At 62.1% G+C, this 19,813-nt stretch carries 21 protein-coding genes; 17 read left to right on the top strand and 4 right to left on the bottom strand.

What is annotated here, in order from left to right; genetic code table 11:
• The first annotated feature begins 126 nt into the window (after window positions 1–126).
• The 7 genes from mraY to Q4T40_10550 all read left to right on the top strand — a co-directional run bounded on the left by mraY (window position 127) and on the right by Q4T40_10550 (window position 8,856).
• On the top strand, window positions 127–1,098 hold the full coding sequence (gene mraY, locus Q4T40_10580; GenBank protein ID MDT8901689.1) for a phospho-N-acetylmuramoyl-pentapeptide-transferase: 972 nt from the start codon (window positions 127–129) through the stop codon (window positions 1,096–1,098).
• A gap of 2 nt (window positions 1,099–1,100) precedes the next feature.
• The gene (gene murD / locus Q4T40_10575) at window positions 1,101–2,456 is read left to right on the top strand and encodes a UDP-N-acetylmuramoyl-L-alanine--D-glutamate ligase (protein ID MDT8901688.1); all 1,356 of its coding nucleotides are present in this window, start codon (window positions 1,101–1,103) and stop codon (window positions 2,454–2,456) included.
• Between the two features lie 11 nt (window positions 2,457–2,467).
• Window positions 2,468–3,571, top strand: coding sequence for a stage V sporulation protein E (gene spoVE, locus Q4T40_10570; protein MDT8901687.1), 1,104 nt, complete (start codon window positions 2,468–2,470; stop codon window positions 3,569–3,571).
• 251 nt (window positions 3,572–3,822) lie between these two features.
• Window positions 3,823–4,944 carry an undecaprenyldiphospho-muramoylpentapeptide beta-N-acetylglucosaminyltransferase gene (murG, locus tag Q4T40_10565; GenBank protein MDT8901686.1) on the top strand — a complete coding sequence of 374 codons (1,122 nt, stop codon included), beginning with the start codon at window positions 3,823–3,825 and terminating at the stop codon, window positions 4,942–4,944.
• Between the two features lie 78 nt (window positions 4,945–5,022).
• A complete protein-coding gene (gene murC, locus Q4T40_10560; GenBank protein ID MDT8901685.1) occupies window positions 5,023–6,405 on the top strand; it encodes a UDP-N-acetylmuramate--L-alanine ligase in 1,383 nt (460 codons plus the stop codon).
• Window positions 6,406–6,481: 76 nt separating this feature from the next.
• A complete protein-coding gene (gene murA / locus Q4T40_10555) occupies window positions 6,482–7,732 on the top strand; it encodes a UDP-N-acetylglucosamine 1-carboxyvinyltransferase (protein MDT8901684.1) in 1,251 nt (416 codons plus the stop codon).
• Window positions 7,733–7,926: 194 nt separating this feature from the next.
• Window positions 7,927–8,856: a D-alanine--D-alanine ligase gene (locus Q4T40_10550; protein ID MDT8901683.1), complete on the top strand. Its 930-nt coding sequence runs from the start codon at window positions 7,927–7,929 to the stop codon at window positions 8,854–8,856.
• Between the two features lie 192 nt (window positions 8,857–9,048).
• Here Q4T40_10550 and Q4T40_10545 read toward each other — a convergent pair whose 3' ends face one another.
• The 4 genes from Q4T40_10545 to Q4T40_10530 form a co-directional block, all read right to left on the bottom strand.
• Complete coding sequence (locus Q4T40_10545) at window positions 9,049–9,285, bottom strand: hypothetical protein (protein MDT8901682.1); 237 nt, start codon at window positions 9,283–9,285, stop codon at window positions 9,049–9,051.
• 20 nt (window positions 9,286–9,305) lie between these two features.
• The gene (locus Q4T40_10540) at window positions 9,306–9,779 is read right to left on the bottom strand and encodes a putative zinc-binding protein (protein ID MDT8901681.1); all 474 of its coding nucleotides are present in this window, start codon (window positions 9,777–9,779) and stop codon (window positions 9,306–9,308) included.
• Between the two features lie 31 nt (window positions 9,780–9,810).
• Window positions 9,811–10,068 carry a carboxymuconolactone decarboxylase family protein gene (locus Q4T40_10535; GenBank protein ID MDT8901680.1) on the bottom strand — a complete coding sequence of 86 codons (258 nt, stop codon included), beginning with the start codon at window positions 10,066–10,068 and terminating at the stop codon, window positions 9,811–9,813.
• A 79-nt stretch (window positions 10,069–10,147) separates the two neighbouring features.
• Window positions 10,148–10,765: a sigma-70 family RNA polymerase sigma factor gene (locus Q4T40_10530; protein ID MDT8901679.1), complete on the bottom strand. Its 618-nt coding sequence runs from the start codon at window positions 10,763–10,765 to the stop codon at window positions 10,148–10,150.
• A 115-nt stretch (window positions 10,766–10,880) separates the two neighbouring features.
• Here Q4T40_10530 and Q4T40_10525 point away from each other — a divergent pair, with 115 nt between their 5' ends.
• The 10 genes from Q4T40_10525 (at window position 10,881) to Q4T40_10480 (ending at window position 19,805) form a co-directional block, all read left to right on the top strand.
• Entirely contained in the window at window positions 10,881–11,366 is a 486-nt protein-coding gene (locus Q4T40_10525; GenBank protein MDT8901678.1) for a MarR family transcriptional regulator, read from the top strand.
• Between the two features lie 5 nt (window positions 11,367–11,371).
• Entirely contained in the window at window positions 11,372–12,319 is a 948-nt protein-coding gene (locus tag Q4T40_10520) for a permease (protein MDT8901677.1), read from the top strand.
• Between the two features lie 15 nt (window positions 12,320–12,334).
• Window positions 12,335–12,571 (top strand): thioredoxin family protein, encoded by a 237-nt coding sequence (locus Q4T40_10515; protein MDT8901676.1) that lies wholly within the window; start codon window positions 12,335–12,337, stop codon window positions 12,569–12,571.
• Window positions 12,568–13,827, top strand: a complete 1,260-nt coding sequence (gene arsM, locus Q4T40_10510) for an arsenite methyltransferase (GenBank protein ID MDT8901675.1) — start codon at window positions 12,568–12,570, stop codon at window positions 13,825–13,827. The genes Q4T40_10515 and arsM overlap by 4 nt, the downstream gene beginning before the upstream one ends.
• Before the next feature lie 429 nt (window positions 13,828–14,256).
• Window positions 14,257–15,027, top strand: a complete 771-nt coding sequence (locus Q4T40_10505; GenBank protein MDT8901674.1) for an FtsQ-type POTRA domain-containing protein — start codon at window positions 14,257–14,259, stop codon at window positions 15,025–15,027.
• A gap of 6 nt (window positions 15,028–15,033) precedes the next feature.
• A complete protein-coding gene (locus Q4T40_10500) occupies window positions 15,034–15,729 on the top strand; it encodes a DUF881 domain-containing protein (protein MDT8901673.1) in 696 nt (231 codons plus the stop codon).
• The gene (locus Q4T40_10495) at window positions 15,726–16,055 is read left to right on the top strand and encodes a small basic family protein (GenBank protein MDT8901672.1); all 330 of its coding nucleotides are present in this window, start codon (window positions 15,726–15,728) and stop codon (window positions 16,053–16,055) included. Before Q4T40_10500 ends, Q4T40_10495 begins: the two co-directional genes overlap by 4 nt.
• A 243-nt stretch (window positions 16,056–16,298) precedes the next feature.
• Window positions 16,299–17,468 carry a cell division protein FtsA gene (ftsA, locus tag Q4T40_10490; GenBank protein MDT8901671.1) on the top strand — a complete coding sequence of 390 codons (1,170 nt, stop codon included), beginning with the start codon at window positions 16,299–16,301 and terminating at the stop codon, window positions 17,466–17,468.
• Between the two features lie 39 nt (window positions 17,469–17,507).
• Window positions 17,508–18,542 carry a cell division protein FtsZ gene (gene ftsZ / locus Q4T40_10485; GenBank protein MDT8901670.1) on the top strand — a complete coding sequence of 345 codons (1,035 nt, stop codon included), beginning with the start codon at window positions 17,508–17,510 and terminating at the stop codon, window positions 18,540–18,542.
• A 348-nt stretch (window positions 18,543–18,890) separates the two neighbouring features.
• Window positions 18,891–19,805 (top strand): sigma-E processing peptidase SpoIIGA, encoded by a 915-nt coding sequence (locus tag Q4T40_10480; protein ID MDT8901669.1) that lies wholly within the window; start codon window positions 18,891–18,893, stop codon window positions 19,803–19,805.
• Window positions 19,806–19,813: the final 8 nt, after the last annotated feature.

The following is a 19,813-nucleotide window of genomic DNA, read 5'->3' as shown; positions in this document are numbered from 1 at the left end:
AGCGTACTAACGTGTACGCTTCCGGTGTCATCCTCCGGTGCGCCTTGCATCTGGAGCTTACTAGACAGCATCGCACGGTACATAAATTACGACGTTAGTTCCGGTATCTTTGGAGGTATCCACGCAATGCAGAATCTTCTCTACCCGGCGGCGGCCGCCTTCCTCATCGCCCTGGCTCTTGGCCCTGTCCTCATTCCCGTCCTGCGCCGCCTCAAATTCGGCCAAAGCATCCGCGAGGAAGGTCCCCAGCGCCACCTCGCCAAAGCCGGCACCCCCACCATGGGCGGCATCCTCATCCTCGTCGCCCTCACCGTTCCAGCCCTCATCTTCGCCGGCAAAAGCGCCGAAGTGTGGCTCGCCCTCTTCGTAACCCTCGGCCACGGCCTCATCGGCTTTTTAGACGACTACATCAAAGTCGTCCTCAAACGCAACCTCGGCCTCAAAGCGCGCGAGAAAATCCTCGGCCAGATCATCATGGCCGTCGCCCTCGCATATATTGCCACAACCTGGTTCGGCCGCGGCACCGATCTGTGGATACCCTTCCTCGGCGCCAACATCGACTTCGGCCCGCTATACTACGTACTTATCTTCCTCGTCCTCATCGGCACCACCAACGCCGTCAACCTCACCGACGGCCTCGACGGCCTCGCCGCCGGCACCACCACCATCGCCGCCGCCGCCTACGCCGTCATCGCCCTCGCCTTCGGCAAGCAGCCGCTGGCCGCCTTCTGCCTAGCCCTCGCCGGCGCGACCCTCGGCTTCCTCCGCTACAACGCCCACCCCGCCAAAGTCTTCATGGGTGACACCGGGTCGCTGGCCCTCGGCGGAGCCTTGGCCGCCGTCGCCGTCCTCACCAAGACCGAGCTACTGCTTGTCGTCGTCGGCGGCGTCTTCGTCATCGAAGCCCTGTCCGTCATCATCCAGGTAATATCCTTCAAATCCACCGGCAAACGCGTCTTCCGCATGAGCCCCATCCACCACCACTTCGAACTCGGCGGCTGGTCCGAAACCAAGGTCGTCGCCGTCTTCTGGCTCGCGGGCGCCGTCTTCGCCGCGCTCGGACTAATAACACTCGTAGCAAGCCAGGGAGGAATATAAACATGGAATTCAGCAATAAAAAGATCCTCGTCCTCGGCGCCGCCACTAGCGGCATCTCCGTCGCCCGCATCCTCGCCGGCCTCGGCGCCGCCGTCACCCTCAGCGACGCCAAAGAAGCCGGCCAACTTAAGCACGACGTCTCCGGCCTGCCGGCCGCCGGCGTCACCCTCGCCCTCGGGCGCCAGGACGAAGCCCTCCTGGACGGCGTCGACATCCTCGTCCTCTCACCCGGCGTCTCCATCTACATCCCGCTCGTCGAAGCAGCCAAGAAGCGCGGCATCGCCGTCATGAGCGAAATCGAAATCGCCTACCGCCTCACCAAAGCCCCCATCGTCGCCATCACCGGCACCAACGGCAAAACCACCACCACCACCCTCACCGGCGAAATCCTCAAGACCGCCGGGCGGGAAACGGTGGTCGGCGGCAACATCGGGCAGGCCCTGTCCGCCGAAGCGCAGGGCGTCAGCCCCGCTGGCGTTGTCGTCGCCGAAATATCAAGTTTTCAGCTCGAAGGCGTCAGCGCCTTCCGGCCCCACATCGCCGCCATCCTGAACCTCACCCCCGACCACATCGACCGCCACCGCGACCTGGCCACCTACCAGGCCATGAAAGAGCGCATCTTCGCCAACCAAACCAGCGACGACTACCTCATCCTCAACTACGACGACCCCATAGTGCGCGCCATGGCTAAGCGGGCTCCCTCCCAGGTCGTCTACTTCAGCCGCCGCGGCAAACTGCCCACTGGCGTCTACGTCGAAGACGGCGTCATAAAGTTGTCCTGGCTTGACGAAACCCTGGAAATCTGCCCCCTCGCCGACCTCAAAATACCCGGGGCCCACAACGTCGAAAACGCCCTCGCCGCCTGCGCCGCGGCCTACTTCGCCGGCGCCCGGCCGCGGGACATGGCGGCCGTCCTCGGCTCCTTCACCGGCGTCGAGCACCGCATCGAACCGGTGGAAACGATAAGCGGCGTCACCTGGTACAACGACTCCAAAGCAACCAACCCCGAATCGTCCATCAAAGCCCTCGAAGCCTTCCCGGCCCACATCATCCTCATCGCCGGCGGACGCGACAAAAACACCGACCTCGGCGAATTCATGACCCTTGCCCGGGAAAAAGTCGACCACCTCATCCTCATCGGCGAAGCCGCCGAGCGGTTCGCCGAAGCCGCCGAACGCCACGGCGTCAAAGACATCCGCCGTGTCGCCGACTTCCCGGCCGCCGTGGCCCTGGCCCACAGCCTGGCCCGCCCCCCCCAGCTCGTCCTCCTCTCGCCGGCCTGCGCCAGCTACGACATGTTCAACAACTACGAAGAACGGGGGAGAATCTTCAAAGACCTTGTACGCCGCCTGAGATAGGAGGAGTGAATGTGGCGGTCAGACCCAAATCACCGGACTTCGTCATATTTTTCACCGTGATCGTCCTCCTGGCGATCGGCGTTGTCATGGTTTACAGCTCCAGCGCAGTCTCGGCCCATGTCAACTACGACGACGGCTACTACTTTCTCAAGCGCCAACTCGTATGGGCCGCCCTCGGCATCGCGGCCATGATCTTCACCATGAATCTCGATTACCACGTCTGGCGGCGGCTTTCCAAGCCCGTAATCATCGTCACCCTCATCCTCCTCGTTCTCGTCCTCGTCCCCGGGCTGGGCAAAGTCGTCAACGGCGCCCGGCGCTGGCTCGGCTTCGGCTCCCTCTACCTCCAGCCCTCGGAAATCGCCAAACTCAGCATGGTCCTCTTCACCTCCGAAAGCCTCGCCCGCAACCAGGATAAAATCACCAGCTTCTTCCGGGGCCTCCTGCCCCAGCTTCTCATCCTGCTCGTCGTCTTCGGCCTCATCCTCAAGGAGCCCGACCTCGGCACCGCCCTCGCCATCGGCGGCACCGTCTTCGTCCTCCTCTTCACCGCCGGGGCGAAAATCTCCCATCTCGCCTCCCTCGGCCTTACCGGAGTCGCCGGCATCGTCGTCGCCATCATCGTCGAGCCCTACCGCCTCAGGCGCCTGCTCGCCTTCAGCGACCCCTGGGCCGACCCCCTCGACAGCGGCTACCACATCATCCAGTCCCTCTACGCCATCGGCTCCGGCGGCCTGTTCGGCGTCGGCCTCGGCCGCAGCCGCGAAAAATTCCTCTACCTCCCCGAACCCCACACCGACTTCATCTTCGCCATCCTCGGCGAAGAACTCGGCCTCATCGGCACCGTCACCGTCCTTGTCCTCTTTTTCCTCTTCGCCTGGCGCGGCCTCAAAGTCGCCATCGCCGCCCCCGACATCTACGGCAGCATCCTCGCCGCCGGCCTCACCAGCATGATCATCGTCCAGGCGCTCATGAACATCGCCGTCGTCACCGCCTCCATGCCAGTGACCGGCATACCCCTCCCATTCCTCAGCTTCGGCGGGTCTGCACTCATCTTTACGCTCGCCGGGGTTGGCATTTTGCTCAACATCTCGCGGTACGTCTCGTTAAAATAGGGCAGGCCGTTGATGCCTCCGCATGCTGCGTTGTTCCGCCAAGCGCTTGCTAGCGTACGCCCGAGTACGCGGCGCGTCGCGCTTGACGGAGCCGCAAGGAGCGTGATGCGACTTTTGCGGACGGTACGGCAGTGTCGGCCCACGCCATACGGCGCGTAACAGCCGGAGCATCGGAGCCGGCGGATGCGGTCCTGCGGTTAGCCATAATCAAAACTGCCCAAGACAATAATTGGGTAAGAGGAGAAAATCGCATGCGCGTAATAATCTCCGGCGGCGGCACCGGCGGCCACATCTACCCCGCCCTCACCATCGCCCGCGCCATAAACGAAATAGAGCCGTCCGACATCCTGTTCGTCGGCACAAAGCAAGGCCTCGAAGCCGACATCGTCCCCAAGGAAGGCTTCCCCTTCGCCACCGTCGACGCCGGCGGCATCGAGCGCCGCCTCACCCTCGGCAACCTTCGCGCCCTCCTCAAAACCTTCGCCGGCCTCCTCGAATCCTTCGCCGTCGTCCGCCGCTTCCGCCCTGACGTCGTCATCGGCACCGGCGGCTACGTCTGCGGCCCCGTCCTTCTCGCCGCCAGCCTCCTCGGCATCCCGGCGGTCATCCAGGAGCAGAACGTCATCCCCGGCGTCACCAACCGCATCCTCGCCCGGTTCGTCGGCAGGATCGCCGTCGGCTACGCCGAAGCGGCGAATAATTTTGGCGCGAACAGGGACAAGGTCGTCGTCACCGGCAACCCCGTCCGCCCCGAAATCCTAACCGCCACCCGCGAAAGCGGCCTCCGGGACCTCGGCCTCTCCCCCGGAAAACTCACCGTCCTCGTCGCCGGCGGCAGCCGCGGCGCCCGCAGCATCAACACCGCCATGGCCGACGTCCACGCCCGCTTCGCCGGTCGGGAGGGAATACAAATCTTGCACGCAACCGGCAGCGCGGAGTATAATAACATAGTTGGCCTGTTGGCCGAACGAGGAATAGACGTTACCAAAACTGGAAATATTAGTATCGTCCCCTACCTTTACAATATGCCGCAGGCCCTCGCAGCCGCCGACCTCGCCGTCTTCCGCGCCGGCGCCATCGGCCTCGCCGAACTCACCGCCCGCGGCATCCCGGCCATCCTCGTCCCGTATCCCCACGCGGCCGAAAACCACCAGGAATTCAACGCCCGCGTCCTCGAAAGCCGCGGCGCCGCCGTCGTCATCCGCGACGCCGCCCTCAGCGGCCCGCGCCTTGCCGACGCCATCGACGCCCTCCTCGGCGACCGGGCCCGTCTTACCGCCATGGCCAAGGCCAGCGGAGAGCTCGGCCGCCCAGAAGCCGCCGCCGCGATCGCCAGGCTTGCCATCGACCTTGCCGGCGGCCGGCCCAACTAAAATTCACATCAACACCGCCCCCCGCATACAATAGCATTACGCTGGAGGCGCCGTCAGGCAGGAAAGGGGAGTAATCCGTTGCTCGACAACCTAAACCGCATCCACTTCGTCGGCATAGGCGGCGCCGGCATGAGCGCCATAGCCAAAGTTCTCTTGGCCAAGGGTTACGCAATCAGCGGCTCCGACATCGCCAAATCCGAAACCATACATAGGCTCCAGCAGCTTGGAGCCAAAATCATCATCGGCCACGACGCCGCCAACATCGACGGCGCCGAAGCCATCGTCGTATCCACCGCCATCGCCGGCACCAACCCCGAGATCGCCGCCGCCAGGGTGCACGGCATACCCGTCTACCACCGGTCCGAAATGGTCGCCGCCCTCATGGACGAGCGGCGCGGCATCGCCGTGGCCGGCGCGCACGGCAAGACCACCACCACTTCCATGATCGCCCTCATGCTCGAAAAAGCCGGCCTCGACCCCACCATCATCATCGGCGGCGACATCGACTACCTCAACGGCAACGCCAAACTGGGCGGCGGCGAATGGCTCGTCGCCGAAGCCGACGAAAGCGACGCCTCCTTCCTCAAACTCAACCCCGAAATCGCCGTCGTCACCAACATCGAAAACGATCACATGGACCATTACGGCACCATGGAAAACATACTATCCACCTTCACCGCCTTCCTCGGCAAGCTGCCCCCTGAAAACGGCCTTGCCGTCCTCTGCTTCGACAACCACTACATCCGCGACATCGCGCCCCTCTGCGGCCGCAAATACATCTCCTATGCCCTCGACGCCGACGCCGACTACACTGCCGTCGAAATAGAAAGCCGCGGCATCGCCACCGGCTTTACGGTCCGCCATCGCGGCCAGCCGCTCGGCAGAGTCGAGATCAACGTCCCCGGACGCCACAACGTCGCCAACGCCCTCGCCGCCGTCGTCGTCGGCCTCCACGCCGGTCTCGGCTTCGAACAGGTCGCCGCCGGCCTCGGCCACTTCCAGGGCGTCAAGCGCCGTTTCCAGACCAAAGGGCGGGTCGGCGGCGTCTGGGTCGTCGACGACTACGCCCATCACCCCACCGAAATCGCCACCACCCTGCAGGCGGCGCGCGACGTCAACCCCAAGCGCCTCATCTGCGTTTTCCAACCCCACCGCTACACCCGCACCAAATTCCTCCGCGAGGAATTCGGCGGCGCCTTCACCAGAGCTGACATACTCATCCTCACCGACATCTACGCGGCCGGCGAAGCGCCCATCCCCGGCATCAACGGCGAAACCCTCAAAGAAGAAGTCGAGCGCCAGACCGGCAAACCCGCCACCTACATAGCCGACAAAGCCAACATCGCCCGCTATCTCTCCGAGATCGTTGAACCGGGCGACCTCGTCATGACAATGGGGGCGGGAAACATATATCTCAGCGGCGAAGAACTCGTCGACAGACTTGCCCAAAAAAACAACTGACTCCCGGCCTGCCGGGCCGGGCTTGCTTTATTTGAACAATTGCGGGTGATTGTACTTTTCTGGGGAGGGGAAGACGATGGAGAAATTTATCGTCGCGGGAGAAGTACAATTAACAGGCCATATCAAAGTAAATGGCGCCAAAAACGCCACCTTGCCGCTAATGGCCGCCACGCTGCTCTCCACCGGCGTAAGCGTCCTGCACAACATCCCGCAGCTGCGGGACATCACCATGATGCAAGACATCCTCACCCTGCTAGGGGCGAAGATCCACCGCGAAAACGGCACCCTCATCATCGACACCACCGGCGTCTCAAAAGAAGAAATCCCCGAACACCTCATGCGGGAAATGCGGGCCTCCGTCTTCCTCATGGGGCCTCTGTTAGGCCGATTCCGCAGAGTGCGGCTTTCCTATCCGGGCGGCTGCGCCATTGGGCCGCGGCCGATCAACCTCCACATCAAGGCCCTGGAAAAAATCGGCGCCGTCGTCAACGACCGGTGCGGCTTCATCGACGCCGAAGCCGTCCACCTCACCGGCGGCGAAATCCACTTCGACTTTCCCAGCGTCGGCGCCACCGAAAACGCCATGATGGCCGCAGCCGTAGCCAGCGGCACCACCATCATCCGCAACGCCGCCCGCGAGCCCGAAGTTGCCGACCTTGAGACTCTTCTCAACAAAATGGGCGCAAGGATAAGCGGCGCCGGCACCGACACCATTCGCATCCAAGGGGTAGAGCGCCTTGCCCCGGCCGAACACACCGTCATCCCCGACCGCATCGAAGCCGGCACCTTCCTCATCGCCGGGGCTCTCACCCGCGGCGACATTGTCGTTGACAACATCATCCCCGAACACCTCTTCGCCGTTATCGACAAACTGCAGGAAATCGGCGCCCGCATCGACCCCGACGGCAACTCCGTCCGCATCCGCGGCGGCGAAATGCGGGGCGTGGACATCAAGACCCTGCCCTACCCCGGCTTTCCCACCGACCTTCAGGCCCCCTTGCTCGCCCTGCTCACCATCGCCAAAGGCACCAGCATCATCACCGAAACCATCTTCGAAAACCGCTTTAAACATGTCGACGAACTCGGCCGCATGGGCGCCAAAATCAAAGTCGAAGGACGCACCGCCGTCATCCGCGGCGTCCCCAGACTCTCGGGCACCGTCGTCGCCGCCCACGACCTCAGGGCCGGCGCCGCCCTAGTCCTCGCCGCCCTCGCCGCCGAAGGCGTCAGCGAAATCGAACAGGTCTACCACATCGACCGCGGCTATGAGGCGTTCGAGAAGAAGTTGCAGCAAGTAGGTGCCAAAATCGTCCGTCGCAGTCCTTGATTGAATACTATGGCGGACGTTGATAAGCCACCATCTGCGTCGTTACGACTCGTTTGCTTGCTAGCGTACGTGCCGAGTACGCGTCGCTGCGCAAGCCTCGTCGTGCCTAGCATCTGGCGGCTTCTGAACGTCCGCTTGCCACTTCGCGATATAGCTAGAAATAATACATAAGTTTCCGACTGGAGGTCCTTACAATGAAAGACAAACGCATCGCCGTTGTCATGGGAGGGCCGTCGGCCGAGCGGGAAGTCTCGCTCAACACCGGCGGAGCCATCCTCGCCGCCCTGCGGGAGAAAGGCTACGACACCGTCGCCGTCGACCTTGAGCCCAAGCGCTTCATCGAGCAGCTTCGCGAGGCCGGAGCCCAGGTGGTATTCAACGCCGTCCACGGCAAATACGGCGAAGACGGCCTCCTCCAGGGCGCCCTCGAACTCCTCGGCCTGCCCTACACCGGCTCCGGCGTCCAGGCCAGCGCCAACGCCATGGACAAAGGCATCTCCAAGCGCCTCTTTCTCCAGGCCGGCATCAGCACCCCCGCCTCCCGGCTCTATTCCGCCGTCCGGGCGAAAACAACGCCCCTCGCCGGCGAAATCATCGCCGCCTTCGGCCTGCCCGTCGTCGTCAAGCCAGCCTCCCAGGGCTCCAGCATCGGCGTCACCATCGTCGAAGCCGAGGAGGCCCTCGCCGCCGCCCTCGACACCGCCTTCCGCTATGACGACCACGTCCTCATCGAAAAATTCATCAAAGGCCGCGAACTCACCGTCGCCATTCTCGGCACCGACAACCCCCAAGCCCTGCCGGTCATCGAAATCGTCCCCCGTTCCGGCCGCTATGACTATACCTCCAAATACACCAAAGGCGCCACCGAATACCTCTGTCCCGCCTCCCTGGACGAAACCGCCGCCAAAGCCGTCCAGGCAGAAGCGCTCGCCGCCTTCGCCCTCCTCGGCTGCCGCGGCATCGGCCGCGTCGACGTCATGATGGACGCCGACGGCACGCCCTACGTCCTCGAAGTCAACACCATCCCCGGCATGACCGCCACCAGCCTGGTGCCGAAAGCGGCGGCGGCGGCGGGGATATCCTTCCCCGACCTTTGCGAACAAATCCTTTTAATGGCCCAATAGGTGCGCGTTAATAACGCTCCCATCGGCGTGTTGCTCTGACATACGCAACCAAGCACGCCACCGCGAGCCAATCCTCCAATGCGCTTAGCATCTCCAGGCTAGCGCCGCTCGCCACCTGTCGAGACGGGAGAGTGGGGGAGAGGGAATGCAGTTTCTCCAGTAAAAAGACTGCCATAGGCAGTCTTTTTGTCATTACCGAGATTTTTTGCCTTCATTCACCTCGCGGCGCAGTTCCGCAAGTTCCTGGCGCAAACAGCGGACTTCCTCATCCCGGTAGCCCTCCGGCATTGGACCGCGGCTGCACCAACTGGCGCCCCTGGGCCTTAAGAATCGGCAGGCCAGAAACATGAACGCCAACATCGCCACCGGAAAAACCAGCATCAGCCACGGCATTCCCCAGCCGATCCACAACGGGCCGGCACAGAACATAGACGATCCTCCCCAGGGTCCTAGTTATTCGCGAAGCACTTCCCGGCGGCGTGCTCCGCCACGATGCCGGCGTACTTGTCGATCTGTTCCCGCGGCAGATCAAAAATCTCAAAATTGGCCTCCCGGTCGAAAGAATACAATTTGCTGGCATCGATGACGGTCGCCGCCAGATTGGGAATGCGCGACCTCAGCACGGTAAGGCCGCAACAAAGAGGACAGCCCTCGATGGCGATGACCTCCGGCGCTCTCCTCACCAGTTCGGTCATCCCGGAATCACCGGTGGCGGCATCGCCCAGGCAGATACGCACCGCGTTTTCCGCCTTAAGCCGGTAGGCGAGCAGGTTGGCGGCCGAGCGGGCCACCTCCCCTTTGATGCACGCGCCCTCGCAGGCGATCACCGCCTTCTTGGGCGGCAGAGCCATCTGCTTTGTCGCATAGCGCTGCCCGTCGGGACAAATCCGCCCCGGGGCGCATGACGAACAGCATTGTGACATCTTCTTTCCTCCTAAGCGAAAATCCTAGTTCTCAACAGTTGCAACCCCCGCCGCAGCCGGGTTGTGCCGTCGCCGGTTTTTCGGCCAGCAGCCTTGTTATCAGCTGATCCATCGACTTGGCCGCGCCGGCCCTGACTGCTCTGCCCGCTTCGGCCGCCGCCAGGATTTCCTGGTCGGTCAGGCCCGTCTCGCGGGCTCGCGCGGAGTGATATTCCAGGCACGGGTGGCAGTTGGCGGCCACCGAAGCGCCTACGGAAACCAACGCTTGCGTGCGTTTGTCGAGCGACATCCAAAATCACCTCCTCTATCCCTTAAGACGGGAACCGCTTTCGGAAAGATACACCGCCGCAAAAAAAAACGCCGCCTTTTTACGGGTGGCGGTTTGCCTTCAGCGGCCGTACCTTTTTGACTACCGGCCCTTTCGGCTCGCAGGCCAGTTGGTTACAGTCCGTGCGGTAGAAGGTGCAGTTGGCGGCCAGCTCCTGGCGGAGCTTCTCCTTCGCACGGTGCAGGCGGATTTTGACGTTGCCGAGACTTATGCGCAGGATCGCGGCGATCTCACTGTTCGTGAACCCTTCCAGTTCGCTGAGCACCAGCACCGCCCGGTAATTAGTCGGGAGGAAGTCTACATAGCTTCTAATGCAAGCGTTCATCTCCGCGCGGATTAACCGCTCTTCCGTAGACGGCGGCCGGGCTGCGTCCGGCAGGCCCTCGCCCCGGTCCGGGTCCACCCCGTAAACGGTAGCTGCCTCCTGCCTGAATGACTTGCTGCGCAACCGGTCGGTGGCCGCGTTTGTGGCAATGCGGTAGATCCAGGCCGACAGGCTGGCTTCGCTGTCAAGCGCGCCTAGGCCCTGGCCCACCTTTATAAAGGTTTCCTGGGCAACGTCGTCAGCTTCCTGCGTACCGACCAGCCGGACGAGATAGCGGTGGATCCTGGAGTGGTATTCCGCATATACGCGGTCGAAGGGCAGGGACTTTTTCACCGGGCACCTCCTTTATACCTATTGCGGACACGATGTGCGTTGCAAATATTTGAAAAAGAAACAGTTGCATTATACATCGACGTGCGCTTATAATGATACCAGGAGGTGCTATAATTTGTCAAACGAAAACCACGCCGGAGAACTTCGGGAAACGATGCGCCTGCTGGTGAGAAGACTAGGCATCCTCGAGCGTGGCGAGGCTTCCTGCTGCGGCATAACCATGGCGCAGTGCCACGTGATCGTAGAGCTCGGCCGGGCGAAAAAATTATCCCTCAACGACCTGGCGGAACTGCTGAAGCTCGACAAGAGCACGGTAAGCAGGTCGGTCGACAACCTCGTCGGCATGGGTTTCGTGCGCCGGGATACCGACGCCGCCGACCGTCGTTACGTCACATTGGCGCTGAGCGAAAAGGGCGGGAAGGTCTTTGCCGACCTCGAAAAGCGCATGGAAAAATACTTCGCGGAAATCGTCGGCTTCCTGCCGGCCGATAAGCGCGAACAGGTCCTCGACAGCCTCGCTTTGCTCGCCGATGCGATCAAAAGCCCCGACTGCTGCGACCTCAGAATTGCCGACGACTGCTGCGGCGTTGAAAAGAGGTAATCCCCATGTTCGAATACTTCGCCGACCTGGTCGTCTACCGGTGGCTGGGGCTGGCGCCGGAAAGCCCGCTCACGGCCGCGCTGCACTTCTTCGTCTACGACACCCCGAAAATCTTCCTGCTGCTCGCCGTGGCAATCTACGTCATCACCGTCATCCGCTCCTACTTCCCGCCGGAAAAGACGAAAAAATTCCTCAGCCGCCGTCACACCTTCGTCGGCAACATCCTGGCGGCGCTCATCGGCATCATGACGCCATTTTGCTCGTGCTCGGCCGTCCCGCTGTTCATCGGCTTCATCGAAGCGGGCGTGCCGTTGGGCGTAACCTTTTCCTTCCTCATCTCCTCGCCGATGGTCAACGAGATCGCCCTCGTCCTGCTGCTGGGGATGTTCGGCTGGCAAGTGGCCCTCATTTACGCCGTAACCGGCGTAACCATCGCCGTCATCGCCGGCTACGTCATCGGCAAACTGCAGCTTGAGCACCTTGTCGAAGAATACGTATACCAGATCAAAAGCGGCGAAACGGAAATCTACGAGCCAACCTTCGCCGAACGCTGCCAGGCGGCCGGAGATTTCACCCTTGATTTGCTGAAAAAAATCGGCCCCTATATCATCGCCGCCCTGGCGGTCGGCGGCATCATCCACGGCTACGTGCCGGACGCCTTCATCGTCAAATACGCCGGCCGCGACAATCCCCTGGCCGTGCCGCTCGTCGTACTGCTCGGCGTACCGCTCTACAACAGCTCCTCCGGCATGGTGCCGATCATCTACGCCCTGATCGAAAAAGGCCTGCCGCTCGGCACCTCGCTGGCCTTCATGATGGCGGTCAGCGCGATCAGCCTGCCGGAGATGATAATCCTCCGCCGCGTGCTCAAACCGAAGCTCATCGCCGTTTTTGCCGGTATCCTCGCCGTATCGGTCATCCTCACCGGCTATCTATTCAACGCACTAGTCTAATACAGGAGGGAAAACGTGAAAATCGAGATTTTCGAAGCATGCTGCGGCAGTGGCATGTACGACCTGGTCCTCAGGGTTGCCGGCCAAAGCGGCGCCGCCCCGGAAGTCGCCAGGTCGACCGACCCACTGGAAGCCGTAAGCCGGGGCATCCTGCGCACTCCGGCATTGGTTATCGACGGCCGCGTCATGTGCGCCGGTCGCACCCCGAAGCAGGAAGAAATCGCCGTATGGCTGGCAGGAGGACAATCATGAACGAAGACATCCGCGAAAAAGTAAGAGAAAAATACGCCCAGGCCATCACCGCCAAATCCGGCTGCTGCGGCTCCTCCGGCTGCTGCGGCGACAGCCGCGACGCCACCCGGGCGATAAGCGGCGGTCTCTACAATCCTGACGAGATCGAGGGTTTGCCCGAACATCTCCTTGCCACCTCTCTCGGTTGTGGCAACCCCACTGCCCTCGGCAGCCTGTACGCCGGCGAAGTCGTCCTCGACCTTGGCAGCGGCGCCGGCCTGGACGTGCTTCTCTCCGCCAAAAGAGTGGGGCCGTCCGGCAAAGCCTATGGCCTCGACATGACGGACGAGATGCTCGCCGAGGCTGAGGCCAATAAAGCAAAATCGGGGCTGACCAACGCGGAATTCCTCAAAGGTCACATCGAAAAAATCCCCCTGCCGAGGTCGTCGGTCGACGTCGTCATCTCCAACTGCGTCATAAACCTGTCCGCCGACAAAGACAAAGTCTTCCGCGAAATCTTCCGCGTTCTCAGGCCCGGCGGCCGTATCGCCGTTTCCGACATCATCACCACCAGACCGCTCCCCGAAAAGCTCCGCACCAACCTTCTCGCCTGGGCGGGCTGCGTCGCCGGGGCGCTCACCGACGAGGAATACACCGCCAAACTCGCCAAAGCAGGCTTCGCGGAAGCGGAAATAATCGTAACCAGGGTTTACGACCTGACCAGCCCGGCGGCGGGCAAAATCCTCCCCGACGCCACCCCGGCCGAACTTGAGGAATTGAACGGCAGCATCGTCAGCGCCTTCATCCGGGCCAAAAAACCCTGCCGACGGCTCTTGAAGGACAAAGACTACGTCATCCGCCCCGCCCGTCCGGACGAAGTGCCGGTCATCGAAGAACTGCTCGCGTCTTCTGGTCTCGCGGCGGTGGAAATAGCCGCGAACCTGGACCGCTTCCTGGTCGCCGACCGCTTCGGCGTCATCGGCGTCGTTGGCAGCGAACAGAACGGCGACGCCGTCCTCATCCGCTCCCTCGCCGTCGCGCCCGACGCGCGCAAAAGAGGCGTCGCAGCGGTTCTTTTGGACGTAGCCGCCACGGTCGCCAAAGGCGCCGGCGTCGGCGCCGCCTACCTTTTCACCAACACCGCCGCCGACTACTTCGCAAAGTGCGGCTTCGAAACCGTCGACCGCAGCGAAGTGCCGGCGGCCATCCTGGCCAGCCCCGCCGTCAGCACCTGCTGCGGCTCAGTGGCCGTCGCCATGAAAATGCCGCTCAAGTAATCGCGCTACGCTCTGCGAAGTGGGAGTGCGCATGGCTAACGGCAGCCGGTGCGGGAACGTCTGCCCACAAGCGCTGGCCGGCAGAGAAGACATCGTCCGGTTCAGACGGCGAATACCACAACCTGCAGGACATCCTGCCCTGCGGGTGACGAAAATCAGCTACTGTCCGTAGGCCGAGCTTTGCTCGGCCTATCCTCTTTTTTTGCTAAGGGCCGCAATACTCGGAAATAATGTTGTTGGCCACCTGCCGTAGTGCTACAATAAACTGAGAATCCCTGAAAAACCCTTAGCCGAAGGCTCCCGGCCGTCAGCGTAACACGCAATTATTTATCATCAAATATGATAGTAATAGTCATTAACTTATGGTAAACTATTCGTCAGAACCATTTGGCGTCATTCCAAAAAACACCTGATTTGGGAGAGGATTGCATGGAAACAAGGGAAGAGGGCCAGTCCGGCCTGCGTCCCACGCGGAAGCTCCCCGCATCCACCCTGGCCCTGCTGCTGCTGGCCCTCACCGTCATCGTCGCCGCCTTTCTCTTCATCAACTCCACCTACTTTGCCGTCGGCACCGTTGTCGTCGAAGGCAACAAATACATCTCCACCGAAGACGTCTTCGGCATCGCCGGCATCCCGTCCGAAATCAACATCTTCCGCCTCAACACCACCACCATCCGCAACAGGCTCCTTCACGACCTCAGAATCGATCAGGCCGAAGTCGCCCGGCGCTTCCCCGCCACCATCGTGATAACCGTAAGCGAACGCCAGCCCGTTGCCTGGATCGCCTGCTCTTACGGCTTCGTCCAGTTGGACAAGCAGGGCGTAGTCATGGCGGCCGTCAAAAACATCAAAAAAATCGACGTCCCCATCATCACCGGCGCTCGCCTCGGCAACGTCTACATCGGCGACAAAATCGACGTCCCCGCCGTCAAAAACGTCCTTGCCTATCTGGCCGACCTCGACGGCGCCACCCTCGGTCAACTGTCGGAAGTCAACGTCAGATCAGCCGGCGACCTCGTCGCCTACACCGTCCAGACGGTCACCATCCGGATCGGCCCACCCGACCGGCTCGCCGAAAAAGCCAAACTCACCGGCGACATCCTCGGAGAAGTAGGCAATAAAAAAAGCGCGATCGAATATATTGATCTTAGCTATGCCTCGCCATACATCAAATTCAGGCAGTTCCCGCGCAAGGAGTGAAGCAAATTGCTGCCCATCAAACAGGGCCAGGCAGCCATAGCCGCGGTGTGCGTCATCCTGGGCATCATGCTTGCCGTCCAGTTCCGCACCACCCAGGACATTAAAGCCTCCGTGCCCTACCAGCGCGTCGAGGACCTCTCCCAGAAGCTCAGCAAAGCCGAAAAAGAGCGGGACGCCCTCCTCAGCGAAGTCCATGCCCTGCGCAACGCCTCGGCAAACGAAGCGTTCGCCCGTGAACTCCAGCACGTAAAAATGAAAGCCGGTCTCATTCCGCTCCAGGGACCCGGGGTAACGGTCGTCATCGACGACAGCAAGCGGCCTACCAAACCGGGTGAAAACCCCAACCTCTACCTCATCCACGACGACGACATCCTCAAAGTCATCAACGAACTAAGAGCGGCGGGCGCCGAGGCCATCTCCATCAACGGCCAGCGACTCGTAGCCAACTCCGAAATCCGCTGCGCCGGTCCCACCCTGTCAGTCAACAACTCCCGCTACTCGCCGCCTTACGAAATAAGCGTCATCGGCGATCCGCAGACCCTGGAAAGCTCCCTCAAACTAAGGGGCGGCGTCGTCGAAACCCTTCAATTCTGGGGCATCCAGGTAACCGTCAAAAGGCAGGATACGGTAAAAGTACCGGCCTACAAAGGCTCCTTCACCTTCCAGTACGCCAAACCGATCGAGGAGGACAAGAAACAATGATGCTCCCGATCGTCGGCCTCCTCCTCGGCATCGCCATCGGCGTCGCCTTTCCCATCAGCGTGCCGATCGCCTACGCCAAATTCATGTCCGTCGCCCTTCTCGCCGCCCTCGACTCCGTCTTCGGCGGCCTGCGCGCCGGCATCGAAGAAAAATTCGACAACACCGTCTTCATAACCGGCTTCTTTACCAACGCCCTCCTCGCCGCCATTCTCGTCTACATCGGCGACCGCCTCGGCATCGACCTGTACTACGTCGCGCTACTGGCGTTCGGGCTCAGGATCTTCCAAAACCTCGCCATCATAAGAAGGTATTTTTTAAAGAAATAGGGCCTCCGCCCATAAGCCCCCAACCGCGTTGCACCCGGTGTGCCTGGCGTCTGGGGGCTTCTGAACGCCCGCTCGCAGCTAAGGAGAGCGGCTGAAAAGGGAGAAGGGCGGGGGAGAGGCGACCTATATTTTCATAATCTGCAAACAAGTTGACACTTTTTTTTTGCCCAAAAAAGGGAAAAAGCCAAATATGTTGAAACATAACTGAAAGAGAACCACAATATATGCTACAGAGGTACGGGTATGGCCGGCAAATACATACTAGGGGTTGATATCGGCACCAGTGCCGTAAAAGTCCTGGTTGCCACAAAACATAACGGCCGGATAAATGTCCTCGGCAGCGGGACCGTACCCGGCGCCGGCTTTGCAAAAGGCGCGGTCACAGACGCCGGAGCGCTGGCTGCCGCCGTCCGCGAAGCGGTCGACTGCGCCGTCATGGTCGCGGAAGCGCCCCTCGGCCCGGTCCAACTCGGCATCGGCGGCATCGATCTAACCTCCCAGAACGGCCTCGGCAGCGTCGCGCCCTCAGCGGGCATGGCCACCGGCGCCGACATCGAGCGGGCCTGCCGGGCCGCCGCCGCCGTCACCGTACCCGACAGCCACCGCATCCTTCATATCCTCCCCATCGGCTTCTGGCTAGACGGCCAGACGCTCGCCGAGCCGCCCCTGGGCAAAAGCGGCAAACGCCTAGAAGTCGAAGCCCACATCGTCAGCATGCCCGCCTCCCGGGCGGACGAGCTAACAGCCGCCCTCGCCGACAAAGGCATCACCGTCGCCGCCATCCTCGCCAACGCCGTCGTCGGCGGAACCGATGCCGCCGGCACCGACTCCTGCCTCGTCATCGACATCGGCGCCGGTCTCGCCGACCTATCCCTTCACAGCGGCGGCAAAATCGTCTTCACAGCCTCCCTGCCGCTCGGCGGCGACTACATCACCGGCGACATCATGCACGGCCTGGACATCGGCAAACTCCACGCCGAAGAAATCAAGCGTTACTACGCCAAACTCGACCGCGACCTGAACGGCCGCGGCGTCGTCCTCGACTGCAACGATTTTGGAACCACCGACAAACAAGTCGAATACGACTTTCTCCATAAAATCGTCGAAAGCCGGGTCGAAGAAATCATCTCCCTGCTCCACGCCTACATCGAACCGGCCCTAAGCCGCTACGGAGCGGAAAAAATCCTCCTCGCCGGCGGCTCCTCGCTCCTTCCCAGCATTGGCGAATGGACGGAAAAAATCTTCGCCCGTCCCGTGACGCTAGTCCGTCCCTCCGGCCTCGCGGCCGAATACTCCCATCCGGCCAACACCGCCGGCTACGGTTTGGTGCAATACGCCGCCCGCCTCGCCAGCGGCGAACACGCCGGCGGCCCTGTCAGATCCTTCTTCAAAAAGCTCAAACAACTTTTATAGTCCCGACACTCGAAGGTAAACAAGGAGGAAGTTTTGTTCATGCTTGAATTCGACATGGATCTAGACCAATTTGCGGCGATAAAAGTCATCGGTGTCGGCGGCGGCGGCAACAACGCCGTAAACCGCATGATTGCCGCCGGGCTTCAGGGAGTGGAGTTCATAACCGTAAACACCGACGCCCAGGCGCTCCTGCTGTCCCAGGCTCCCTACCGCATCCAGATCGGCGAAAAACTGACCAAAGGCCTCGGCGCGGGCGCCAATCCCGAAATCGGCGAAAAGGCGGCCCAGGAAAGCCGTGAGGAACTCCTCAAGGCCCTCAAAGGCGCCGACATGATCTTCATCACCGCCGGCATGGGCGGCGGCACGGGCACCGGCGCCGCACCCGTAGTCGCGGAATGCGCCAAAGAAGTAGGCGCCCTGACCGTCGGCGTCGTAACCCGTCCCTTCGGTTTCGAGGGCCGTCGCCGGCAAAGCCAGGCCGAACGCGGCATCGCCAAACTAAAAGAAGCGGTCGACACCCTCATCACCATCCCCAACGACCGTCTCATGCAAGTCGTCGACAAACGCACCTCCATCGTCGAAGCCTTCCGCATCGCCGACGACGTCCTCCGTCAAGGCGTCCAGGGCATATCCGACCTTATCGCCGTCCCCGGGCTCATCAACCTCGACTTCGCCGACGTCAAAACCATCATGCAGGAAACCGGCTCCGCCCTCATGGGCATCGGCATCGGCAGCGGCGACAACCGGGCCGTGGCGGCCGCCGAAGCCGCCATCAAGAGCCCCCTCCTCGAAACCTCCATCGAAGGCGCCAAGGGCGTCCTCCTCAACATCACCGGCGGCACCAGCCTCGGCCTCTTCGAAATCAACGAAGCGGCGGAAATCATCGCCCGTGCGGCCGACCCCGAAGCCAACATCATCTTCGGCGCCGTCATCGACGAAGCCTGCGAAGACCAGGTGAGGGTCACCGTCATCGCCACCGGCTTCGACGCCAAAACCGTGCGCCTTAAAGGCGAAACGATCGTCGAGCCGTTTAAGCGGGGCGACCTCGAGATCCCCACCTGGATGCGCAAGTAAAGTGCCGAAACAAGGGGGGCGTTGATAAGCCCCCATCTGCTTTGATAGCCTTCCGGGCGCCCCTCGGCGTACGCACAAGTACGCCTGCGTTCGCGTCCTCGGTCTGCCGCGCACCTGGGGACTTCTGAACGCCCCGTATAAATCCATACCACTGATACCCTAAACTCACCGCACATCGCGCGGTGAGTTTTCTATTTTGTCGCCGGCCGCGCCCCACCGATTTACATTTTTTTGAAAAACGCCTTGCTATAATAGGAATATCCGTGACAGGCCAGCCATAAATTGTTATGAAATGCATATCCTGCCAATCATTTCCGAATCGGCTGGAAAATCGGGAGGCGGTGAAAAATGTACGTTTACGCCGACATCCTGCTCCTCATCAACACCATCATGAACGGACTCATCCTCCTCCTCACCGCCTGGGCCGCCGGCGCCGCCTTCAAGCCCTGGCGCCTTATCTTCGCCGCCCTTCTCGGCGCCCTTTACGCCCTCGGCGGCCTCTTCCCCGGCGTCGCCCCCCTCTACAGCCCCGCCGCCAAACTCGCCGCCTCCGCCGCCCTCGTCTGGTTGGCCCTTGGCGCCCGCTCCTGGCGCTCCCTTCTCTTCGCCACCGCCTGCTTCTACCTCGTCTCTCTCCTCCTCGGCGGCGCCATCCTCGGCTGGCTCATGCTCGCCGCCCCGGTGGCGGGCGGGGTGGCGTGGCCCGCGGTCACCTGGCGCCACCTTGCCGTCGGCGGCCTCCTCGCCCTCCTGCTCTTCGGCCTCGTCTGGCGGCGCCTCCTCGCCGGCCTCACCCGCCGCCGCCTTTCCCTGCCCGTCATCCTCGACTACGCCGGCCGCCGCATCCGGCTCACCGCCCTCCTCGACACCGGCAACCACCTCTACACCATCGGCGGGCAGCGGCCGGTCGTCCTCGTCGAACGCGCCGCCCTCGACCAACTCCTCGGCAATGCCGTAAGCGGCTACCTGCAGCGCACCCCGCCCGCTTCCTGGCTCGCCGACCTCGACCAATGCGGCGACTCCCAATGGCTTGCCCGCGTCCATATCATCCCCTGCCGGGGCATAGGCGGCTCCGGCCTCCTGCTCGGCTTCCGGCCCGACAGCCTCACAGTCATAACCGCCACAGGCAGCATCACCGCCGACGAAGTGGTCGTCGGCATCCACAGCGGCCGCCTCGCGACCGACGGCTCCTACGCCGCGCTCCTCCATCCGGCCGTCATGAAGGCAATCGACAACAAAGAGGTGGCGAACATATGCGCATAACCTGGCCG

It is taken from the genome of Selenomonadales bacterium 4137-cl (assembly GCA_032334055.1).
GTDB classification, from domain to species: Bacteria; Bacillota; Negativicutes; order Sporomusales; family UBA7701; genus Anaeroselena; species Anaeroselena agilis.
The sequence above is the reverse complement of the archived record's forward strand: the minus strand, read 5'-3'. Positions and strand labels throughout refer to the sequence as shown.

Coding starts and splice junctions, on each gene's coding strand:
- mraY (MDT8901689.1), top strand. CDS start 127: ATGCAGAATCTTCTCTACCCGGCGGCGGCCGCCTTCCTCATCGCCCTG.
- murD (MDT8901688.1), top strand. CDS start 1,101: ATGGAATTCAGCAATAAAAAGATCCTCGTCCTCGGCGCCGCCACTAGC.
- murG (MDT8901686.1), top strand. CDS start 3,823: ATGCGCGTAATAATCTCCGGCGGCGGCACCGGCGGCCACATCTACCCC.
- murA (MDT8901684.1), top strand. CDS start 6,482: ATGGAGAAATTTATCGTCGCGGGAGAAGTACAATTAACAGGCCATATC.
- Q4T40_10550 (MDT8901683.1), top strand. CDS start 7,927: ATGAAAGACAAACGCATCGCCGTTGTCATGGGAGGGCCGTCGGCCGAG.
- Q4T40_10545 (MDT8901682.1), bottom strand. CDS start 9,285: ATGTTCTGTGCCGGCCCGTTGTGGATCGGCTGGGGAATGCCGTGGCTG.
- Q4T40_10540 (MDT8901681.1), bottom strand. CDS start 9,779: ATGTCACAATGCTGTTCGTCATGCGCCCCGGGGCGGATTTGTCCCGAC.
- Q4T40_10535 (MDT8901680.1), bottom strand. CDS start 10,068: ATGTCGCTCGACAAACGCACGCAAGCGTTGGTTTCCGTAGGCGCTTCG.
- Q4T40_10520 (MDT8901677.1), top strand. CDS start 11,372: ATGTTCGAATACTTCGCCGACCTGGTCGTCTACCGGTGGCTGGGGCTG.
- arsM (MDT8901675.1), top strand. CDS start 12,568: ATGAACGAAGACATCCGCGAAAAAGTAAGAGAAAAATACGCCCAGGCC.
- Q4T40_10505 (MDT8901674.1), top strand. CDS start 14,257: ATGGAAACAAGGGAAGAGGGCCAGTCCGGCCTGCGTCCCACGCGGAAG.
- Q4T40_10495 (MDT8901672.1), top strand. CDS start 15,726: ATGATGCTCCCGATCGTCGGCCTCCTCCTCGGCATCGCCATCGGCGTC.
- ftsA (MDT8901671.1), top strand. CDS start 16,299: ATGGCCGGCAAATACATACTAGGGGTTGATATCGGCACCAGTGCCGTA.
- ftsZ (MDT8901670.1), top strand. CDS start 17,508: ATGCTTGAATTCGACATGGATCTAGACCAATTTGCGGCGATAAAAGTC.
- Q4T40_10480 (MDT8901669.1), top strand. CDS start 18,891: ATGTACGTTTACGCCGACATCCTGCTCCTCATCAACACCATCATGAAC.